At 26.6% G+C, this 3,473-nt stretch carries 4 protein-coding genes; all 4 read left to right on the top strand.

The window, feature by feature from the left end:
- Positions 1-79: 79 nt before the first annotated feature.
- The 4 genes from B0A58_RS15685 (at position 80) to B0A58_RS15670 (ending at position 3,471) form a co-directional block, all read left to right on the top strand.
- A complete protein-coding gene (locus tag B0A58_RS15685; RefSeq protein ID WP_089081821.1) occupies positions 80-1,075 on the top strand; it encodes a glucosamine inositolphosphorylceramide transferase family protein in 996 nt (331 codons plus the stop codon).
- A gap of 313 nt (positions 1,076-1,388) precedes the next feature.
- The gene (locus B0A58_RS15680) at positions 1,389-1,664 is read left to right on the top strand and encodes a hypothetical protein (RefSeq protein WP_089081820.1); all 276 of its coding nucleotides are present in this window, start codon (positions 1,389-1,391) and stop codon (positions 1,662-1,664) included.
- A 698-nt stretch (positions 1,665-2,362) separates the two neighbouring features.
- Positions 2,363-3,253, top strand: coding sequence for a GLPGLI family protein (locus B0A58_RS15675; RefSeq protein ID WP_089081819.1), 891 nt, complete (start codon positions 2,363-2,365; stop codon positions 3,251-3,253).
- A 23-nt stretch (positions 3,254-3,276) separates the two neighbouring features.
- Positions 3,277-3,471 (top strand): hypothetical protein, encoded by a 195-nt coding sequence (locus tag B0A58_RS15670; protein ID WP_089081818.1) that lies wholly within the window; start codon positions 3,277-3,279, stop codon positions 3,469-3,471.
- Positions 3,472-3,473: the final 2 nt, after the last annotated feature.

The raw sequence follows: 3,473 nt of genomic DNA, 5'->3' as shown, positions 1-3,473 counted from the left end.
TTTAATTAATAAAAATAAAAAAATATATTTTTGCATAAAAAATCATGTAGTAATTTTAATATTTTTAAATTCTAGTTAGATGAAAATATACCAAAATATCAAATATATCATAGCATTTTTAGTTACGCTTTTCATTATAATATTTAGTTTGATTGATAAACCAAACATTTATTTAGATAAAAATGTAAGTGGATGGCAAGTAGGGATTGGAAAAATAAACTCATTGAATAATATTTATCCAATTATAGGAAAAAAATTATTGAAAAATGAAATTAAAAGCAATATGTCTTTTGATTTTATTGCCGACCCATTTATTTATAAAGATAAATCGGGCATATATGTATTTGTTGAACATGTTTTTAAAGTAAACGGCGATATTAGTGTATTTTATTCAAAAGATACTGTAAATGTAAAATTCAAATATTTAGGTGTTGCACTTGATGAACCTTTTCATTTATCTTATCCTCAAGTTTTTCTTTATAAAAATCAAATTTATATGCTACCTGAAACACAAAAATCAGGAAGTGTTATTTTATATAAATCTGAAAATTTTCCTTTAAAATGGAAAAAAGAAAGGGTAATATTGCCATTTAATAATATTAAAGACCCAACTTTATTGCAAAAAAATAATAAATTATATTTATTTGGATGTCAAAATGATCGGTTATATTGTTGGTTTTCAAATGATTTGCATGGAAATTTTAAAAAAATAGAAAAGCCAATAATTATGGGAACAGAATCAAGACCTGGAGGGAGAATAATACAATATGATAACAAAATTATTTTTCCTATTCAAAATAATACAAATGGATATGGAACAGGATTGTCTCTTTATGAATTAAAAATTGATTTTGATAATCACATTGACATGAAAGAATATAAAAAATGGTTTTTAAAACCTCAAAAAAATATTAAAGCTTTTACTCACGGTATGCATCATTTAGATGTTGTTAATCTTAATAATCAATATTTTGTTGTGTATGATGGAAATGCTAAAAATAACAATGAAAAAGTTTTTAATTACAAACACTTCATAAAATATAGTTATTTGAATTTCTTGAATATTTTGTATTAAAAGCAATAGTAAAAGCCTAAATTTTTAGTTTAAATGATTGCTTTAAACCATTGTAATTGGGCTATATAAGTAAAAAAAAGAAACACTACCCCATAAAAAGGCAAATCATGATCAAAGAATAAACTTTAACAATGATTTGCCAAAAGGCTATGTATTTTTATTCGGATAGTTACTGTCCTAAAAAAGGGTGTAAAGTTTTGTTGTACTTTATAAAACTAAACAAATAATACAACTACTCAAATAGAGATTTCTTTTGCCAAAATAAAAATACGGAAGAATTTATTAAAAATCGAACCAAAAACAAAAAAAAGAATTGTGTAGATTAATTAAGAAAGTAAACTTTAGTAAAATTAATGCAGAATATTTTGAAAATTACAGTGATGGAAGTGCTTTCAATATTATTATTAAACAAGGTGATTTTGAGAAAAAGGTATTAGTTCACAGTTATAAAATTCCAAAAGAATTAGATTCTCTTTCAAATTGGATTTATTTTACGAAAAGCAAGTTAAAATTAACCAAAATAACTAAAAAATTGAATTTTGAAAGTGTAAAAGTATTATTACCGCCTCCACCTCCAATGTATAAATAAAATTTTATTTATCACTGCCTTGCGTTTATTCCATCTTGTTCCTTTTTTGGTATTCTTGTGTAATATGTTGCCGTAAAATGCCAATCTATGATTTTTTGTAAGAAAAAAATATAAAATAAATACTAATTTACGATGATTAAAATATTCTAAAACCTTCAGAAATTAAAACCCAAGACAAAACCGCATTTGAATAATTTAAAACAAGAACTTTATGATGTTTTTTATTATTTTATTTGAATTCAAAAACATAACGCAATTTTTATTAATTTTTTAAATAATTTAATATTTTTAATATATTATCATAAAAATATATTTCTAGTTAAAACATCATTATACGATTTAATGACTTGATTTGAATGTAAAAACTACCTATTTAATTTGAAAATTTGAAAGATAAATAGCCCATTATTAGCCCCGACAGTAGTGGCATCCTTTTTGATTATAAAGCCTTTTTTTGGGCTTTATAATCAAAAAGATACAACGAATGGCGGGTTGTGGTGTGCTTTGAAAGCAAGTAGTTGTGCTAAAAATTAATATTATTATTTTTATTAGATTAAAATAACAAATACATTCGATAATTTTATATTTTGTTTTGGAATAATGGGCCTAATCAATATATTTTAACATAAAATTAATAACATATTTGGAAAAAATGGACAAATTTGTTGGTTGATAAAATAATATAAAATTTACTCAATATGAAAAAAATATTTTTAGGTTTGATGTTGATAGTTTCTGGTTTTGTTTATCCGCAAAAAGATTTTCAAGGAGTGGCTATTTATGAGTCAAAAACCAGTATGAGCGACTTTAAACAAAGGTTTGAGGGCAATAAAGAAATTACACCCGAGATGCAAAAAAACATTGAAGAGCGAATGAAAAAAATGTTTGAGAAAACCTTTATTTTGAATTTTGATAAATCTGCATCTATATATAAAGAAGAAGAGAAACTAGACCCAACAGCTACACAAGGAGGCGGAATGCGTGTAATGGTGAACTCTATGTCTGGAGGCGGAGGCACTTTTTATAAAAACGTGAAAGAAAAAACCTATACAGTTGATAAAGATTTTATGGGAAAAGAGTTTTTGGTAAAAGATTCATTACCAAAGCTCAACTGGACATTGGGGTCTGAAAGTCGTGTGATAGGAGGCTATACCTGCTACAAAGCTACTGCAATAAAAGCTGCAAGTAAAACCGATTTTAGAAATTTTAGACCAAAAAAAGAAGGTGAAGTAAAAAAAGATACTGTTGCCAAAAAAGAAAATGAAGGCAAAACCAACTTTATGGACAACCTAGAAATGCCCAAAGAAATTACCGTAACGGCATGGTACACACCAGAAATTCCTGTAAATCAAGGTCCAGAAACCTACTGGGGCTTGCCAGGGTTGATACTAGAAGTAAACGATGGAAAAACAACCATATTGTGTTCTAAAATTGTATTGAATCCAAAAGACAAAGCAGAAATTAAACCATCTACCAAAGGTAAAGTTATTGGACAAGAAGAGTTTGACCAAACCGTTATAAAAAAGCTTGAAGAGTTTAGAGAAATGAATCAAGGAAGAGGTGGCATGCAAATAAGAATGATGCGTTAAAAAAAAAAAACCAAAAAAACATAATGAAAAAATCAATTTTAATACTATTGTTGCTAGTTTGTTCTATATCTTTTTCTCAAAATATAAAGTTTGAAGGCATAGTTATTGACACGGATAAAGTGCCTGTTGAAATGGCAAACGTAATGGCGCTAAACGCTGCTACCAAAGCGATGGATGCTTATGCAATAACCAATGACAAAGCAATGTCGTTAAGTTAAGG

It is taken from the genome of Flavobacterium branchiophilum NBRC 15030 = ATCC 35035 (genome assembly GCF_002217205.1).
GTDB lineage: Bacteria > Bacteroidota > Bacteroidia > Flavobacteriales > Flavobacteriaceae > Flavobacterium > Flavobacterium branchiophilum.
Note: the sequence above shows the minus strand (reverse complement) of the source record. Positions and strands in the feature narration are given on the sequence as shown.

Coding starts and splice junctions, on each gene's coding strand:
- B0A58_RS15685 (WP_089081821.1), top strand. CDS start 80: ATGAAAATATACCAAAATATCAAATATATCATAGCATTTTTAGTTACG.
- B0A58_RS15675 (WP_089081819.1), top strand. CDS start 2,363: ATGAAAAAAATATTTTTAGGTTTGATGTTGATAGTTTCTGGTTTTGTT.
- B0A58_RS15670 (WP_089081818.1), top strand. CDS start 3,277: ATGAAAAAATCAATTTTAATACTATTGTTGCTAGTTTGTTCTATATCT.